Genomic DNA, 4,636 nt, shown 5'->3' with positions numbered 1-4,636 from the left:
TGAGCAGTGATCCATGTGGTGCTGCAGCCGGGCCCGGGTGGCATCGTCACATTCACCGTCGAGCATGAGCCAGACATCGGCGAGCACAGCCGTGCAGTCCAACTCCATATCGGGGTCACGCTCCGTCACGACTGCACCTCGCTGGCGCTCGGTTCCGTCGCACCGGAAGGTGCTGTGCCTTTGATTCGCTCGCTACGCTCGCTCATGCCTGCTTGACCTCCTGGCGTTCCGCGCCGTTGCGGTTGAATCCACGTTCGCGCGCCACATCGGCGAGCAATCCTTTGAGCTGCTTGCGGCCGCGATGCAGCCGGGACATCACGGTACCGATGGGGGTGCCCATGATGTCGGCGATTTCCTTATATGGGAACCCCTCGACATCCGCGTAGTACACCGCCATCCGGAATTCCTCCGGCAGCTCCTGCAGTGCGGCCTTGATGTCGTCGTCCGGCAGCGCGTCCAGCGCCTCCACCTCGGCTGAACGCAGCCCGGTCGAAGTGTGCTCGGCGGTGGCGGCGAGCTGCCAGTCGGTGATCTCGTCGGTCGGATACTGCGCGGGCTGGCGCTGCTTCTTGCGGTAGGAGTTGATGTAGGTGTTGGTCAGGATCCGGTAGAGCCAGGCACGCAGATTGGTGCCCTCCTTGAAGGATTTGAAGCCCTGGAACGCCTTGACGTAGGTCTCCTGCACCAGATCCTCGGCATCGGCCGGATTCCGGGTCATGCGCAGCGCGGCACCGTAGAGCTGGTCGAGCAACGGGAGCGCATCGCGCTCGAACCGCCGCACCAGCTCGGCATCGTCGACCGCGGCGCCGACCGCACCGTCGGTCACCACGTCATCGTCGCTCGTCACACCAATCCCTTCGATCGCCGTACCTGCCAAATCTACAGGCGTGGCCAGATCGAGTGAGAACTGAGAGTCCCCCGCGGCGCTCTCGACGCGCCCGGAGGCGGTAGCGGAGCGTAACCACGTAGGGCGCCGGGAGCGCCGCCGATCGGACACCTGCGATGTCACCGGGCGTTCTTCGAGCAGAACCGGCACCGACCTCTCCTTCACGTCGTACAACCGCCGCGCGGCTTCCGTATCGCATGCAACATGTCCGCACACGACTGTGTTCCCATAGCGAACTCCCCGCACCGAAAAACGTGTTGCGGACCGCCATTAGGGTGACCGGCATGGCAGGAGCCTCGACCCCGGCGATCCGCACCCTGGCCAAGGCCGGTGTGGCCCACCGCGTACACGCGTACAAGCACGATCCGCGCGCCGACTCCTACGGCGGCGAGGCGGTCGACGCACTCGCCGCCGAGGTCGGGGTGATGGCGGCGCAGATCTTCAAGACGCTGGTGATCGAATTGTCGTCCGGCGCGCTCGCGGTCGCGGTGCTGCCGGTGCCGAATACCTTGTCGCTCAAGGCGGCTGCCGCGGCGCTCGGTGCGCCCAAGGCGGCCATGGCGGATAAGGCGAAGGCCGAGCGAATCACCGGTTACGTCCTCGGCGGCATCTCCCCGCTCGGCCAGCGCAAGCTGCTGCCCACCGTGGTCGATGCCTCGGCATTGGCCTGGGACCGCATGCTTTGCAGCGCAGGACGGCGCGGACTCGAGATCGAATTGGCACCGGCGGACCTGGTCCGACTCACCGATGCGGTAACCGCACCAGTCACATCCGTATAAATCCGCACCACGTCAGCAACATTTGTGCGTTACTGAACGGGCCCAGATCGTCCGACTCGAGGATGTGATGCGAAATGTCCGCGCGCCAGCGATTGTGCAGCACCGTGATCGTCACTCTGTTCGGAGTTCTCCTGCTCACCAACGGCCCGGTCGCGCTGCTAGCGCCCACGGCCACCGCCGCACCGGGCAGCCCCCTGGTGATCGGCGTCAACGACTTCCCGTTCGACGAGCATGTCGTTGACGACGGGCCGAAGAAGAACAACAACCCGACGAAGGATGAGAAGGCCGACAAGGCCGAGAAGCTGGGCGGCGGCGTCGCAGGCAAGGTCATCGACCTGTACGGCGGCGTCGCCCGAAAGGTAATCGACCTGGGCGGCGGTATCGCCAAGTGCGCGCTGAATATCGTGACGGACAGCGTGAAGTGCCAGCTCTGAGTCGATGAACGGCGGGCCGGGCGATCACAGCAAGCTGATCTGCCCGGCCTTTTCCGTACCGGCCCGAGAGTCCAACGGCGCCAACAACTCCGGACCGTTATTGCGCACGCTGTTGACCAGCGACGAGACCGGACGCGCCACGATGCCCGCCACCGATTCCCCGGTCGGCGTCTCGAGCAGGGAGGCCGGCGCCGGATGATCCGGATCCAGCCAGGCCGCCCAATTCTCCGGCGGCATGGGCAGCGGCATCCGATCGTGAATGCGGGTGAGCTCACCGACGGCGTCGGTGGTCAGGATGGTGCACGACAGCAGCGGTTCGCTCTCCTGCTGCGAACGATCCCGCCATACCGACCACAATCCGGCCATATACAGCCGTGAACCATCGGCATTCGCCATGAAGTACGGATGCTTCGCGACCTTGCCTTTGGCCCCGGCATCCGGTTCGACCAACCACTCGTACCAGCCGTCCATCGGAACCAGACAGCGGCGATACTTCACCGCATCGCGGAACGACGGCGTGGTCGCTGCCTTGTCGGCGCGGGCATTGAACAGCGGTTTGCCCTTGACCGGAACGCCCGGTTCGGCGGCCTTGGTCCAGACCGGGATCAGACCCCAGCGCATCCGCCGGACGCGCAACTTGGGATCGTCGTCGGGGTGGCCGTGCTCATGGCGCTCCACCACGGTCAGCACCTGGGTGGTCGGCGCGACGTTGTAGTTGGCGGAACCGCCGTTGTCAGCGGTCGGTGTCTCGTCGATGGCGTCCAGTTCGGCGGCGAGCCGACCGGGATCGGTAGTTGTCGCATATCTGCCGCACATATCTCGATACTTGCACGCGGCGCCGACAGACTCGGAAAGAATTGACGGGAGGGGTGACCTAGTGAGAGTTGTGGCATAGCATCATCTCATAGAATGGTCGTTAACTTATCTCGGCAAGAGGAGAGACCAACCGTGACAACCATCGAGACCACCCCAGCGGCGCCACAGACGGCGCTGACATCGGTCGATCCGGCCACCGGAGAGGTCATCGCCACCCATACCATCGCGGATGCGGACGCGGTGCGCGCCGCCGTCGCCAAGGCCCGTACCGCCGCCACAACCTGGGGCGGACTGAGCTTCGACGAGCGGCGCAAACATCTGCTGCGCTGGTCGAGCCAGTTGGTCGCGGACTCCGCGGAGTTCACCGCGCTCATCCACCAGGAGAACGGCAAACCACTCGACGACGCGTTCCTCGAATTGATGCTCGCGCTCGAGCACATCGCCTGGGCGGCCAAGAACGCCAAGAAGGTGCTCTCACCGAAGAAGATCTCCCCCGGTGCGTTGATGGCGAACTTCTCCGCGCGCTTAGAGCAGCGCCCGCTCGGTGTCATCGGCGTGATCGGTCCATGGAACTATCCGGTCTACACCCCGAACGGCTCCATCGCCTACGCCCTGGCCGCGGGCAATGCCGTCGTCTTCAAGCCGAGCGAATTCTCCACCGGCATCGGCAATTTCCTCTCCGATGCGTTCAAGAAGGCCAATCCGGAACTGCCCGAAGGCGTCTTCGAGACGGTCAATGGTTACGGCGCGACCGGCGCCGCGCTGGTTCAGGCCGGGGTGGACAAGATCGCGTTCACCGGCTCCACCGCGACCGGCAAGAAGATCATGGCCGCGGCCGCCGAATCGCTGACCCCGGTGCTGCTGGAATGCGGCGGTAAGGATGCGGTGATCGTCGCGGGCGATGCCGATGTGAAGGCCGCGGCCGATGCGGTCGCCTGGGGCGCCACCGCCAACAGTGGCCAGACCTGCGCCGGTGTGGAGCGGGTTTACGTCGATCGCTCGGTGCGCGACGAATTCGTCGCCGAGGTCGAGCGCATTCTGAAGGACATCAAGCCGGGCTCGGACGCCGATGCTTCCTACGGTCCGATGACCATGCCCAGCCAGATCGATATCGTGCGTCGCCATATCGATGACGCGCTGAGGAACGGCGGCACCGCGGTGCTCGGCGGGCCGGAGTCGGTCAAGGGTCCGTTCATCGAGCCGGTCGTGCTCGTCGATGTGGACGAGAACTCCGAGGCCGTGGCCGAGGAGACCTTCGGCCCGACCGTCACCATTCGCACGGTGGACGGCGTCGACGAGGCGGTCGAGCTGGCGAACAAGTCCAAATACGGCCTGTCCTCGGCGGTCTACTCGAAGAAGAACGGCCTGGAGATCGCGCGCAGGCTGCGCGTCGGCGCGACCTCGGTGAACTCCGTACTCGCCTTCGCCGCCATCGCGGGCCTGCCCTTCGGCGGTGTCGGAGATTCCGGAATCGGGCGCATCCACGGCGAGCCCGGCCTGCGCGAATTCGCCCGGCCGCATTCGATCGCGGTGCAGCGCTTCGCGATTCCCGGCATGGCACTGCTCAGCTACTCGCGGACCCAGTCCACCATGAAGCTGCTGCGTCGCATGGTCCCGATCCTGCACGGACGCCACAAGTAGGTTTGCTGGGCTTGCACGTCGCGGGCGAGCGCAGGCACCCTGCCGAACACCGAGAAGCGAGTCTTACGAGCGACCGTTCG

The 4,636-nt window shown here is 65.4% G+C and carries 6 protein-coding genes; 3 read left to right on the top strand and 3 right to left on the bottom strand.

All coding sequences use genetic code 11. The features are described from left to right. A partial coding sequence (locus tag NP3_RS46675; RefSeq protein ID WP_245720914.1) for a zf-HC2 domain-containing protein occupies positions 1 to 129 on the bottom strand: 129 nt, incomplete at its 3' end. 73 nt (positions 130 to 202) lie between these two features. Then, the gene (locus NP3_RS13260) at positions 203 to 847 is read right to left on the bottom strand and encodes a sigma-70 family RNA polymerase sigma factor (RefSeq protein ID WP_063041126.1); all 645 of its coding nucleotides are present in this window, start codon (positions 845 to 847) and stop codon (positions 203 to 205) included. 323 nt (positions 848 to 1,170) lie between these two features. Here NP3_RS13260 and ybaK point away from each other — a divergent pair, with 323 nt between their 5' ends. Together ybaK and NP3_RS13250 are read left to right on the top strand one after the other, a co-directional pair. Beyond that, complete coding sequence (gene ybaK, locus NP3_RS13255; RefSeq protein WP_063041130.1) at positions 1,171 to 1,665, top strand: Cys-tRNA(Pro) deacylase; 495 nt, start codon at positions 1,171 to 1,173, stop codon at positions 1,663 to 1,665. 74 nt (positions 1,666 to 1,739) lie between these two features. Further along, positions 1,740 to 2,099, top strand: a complete 360-nt coding sequence (locus NP3_RS13250; RefSeq protein ID WP_063041124.1) for a hypothetical protein — start codon at positions 1,740 to 1,742, stop codon at positions 2,097 to 2,099. A gap of 24 nt (positions 2,100 to 2,123) precedes the next feature. On the opposite strand, the gene NP3_RS13245 is transcribed toward NP3_RS13250, so the two are convergent. Then, positions 2,124 to 2,915, bottom strand: coding sequence for an SOS response-associated peptidase (locus NP3_RS13245; protein ID WP_063041122.1), 792 nt, complete (start codon positions 2,913 to 2,915; stop codon positions 2,124 to 2,126). Between the two features lie 93 nt (positions 2,916 to 3,008). Between NP3_RS13245 and NP3_RS13240 the strand changes: the two genes are divergently transcribed. Further along, the gene (locus NP3_RS13240; RefSeq protein ID WP_084508546.1) at positions 3,009 to 4,556 is read left to right on the top strand and encodes an aldehyde dehydrogenase family protein; all 1,548 of its coding nucleotides are present in this window, start codon (positions 3,009 to 3,011) and stop codon (positions 4,554 to 4,556) included. Positions 4,557 to 4,636 lie beyond the last annotated feature (80 nt).

The organism is Nocardia pseudovaccinii NBRC 100343 (genome assembly GCF_001613225.1).
GTDB classification, from domain to species: Bacteria; Actinomycetota; Actinomycetes; order Mycobacteriales; family Mycobacteriaceae; genus Nocardia; species Nocardia pseudovaccinii.
This window is presented reverse-complemented; position numbering and strand designations above follow the sequence as displayed.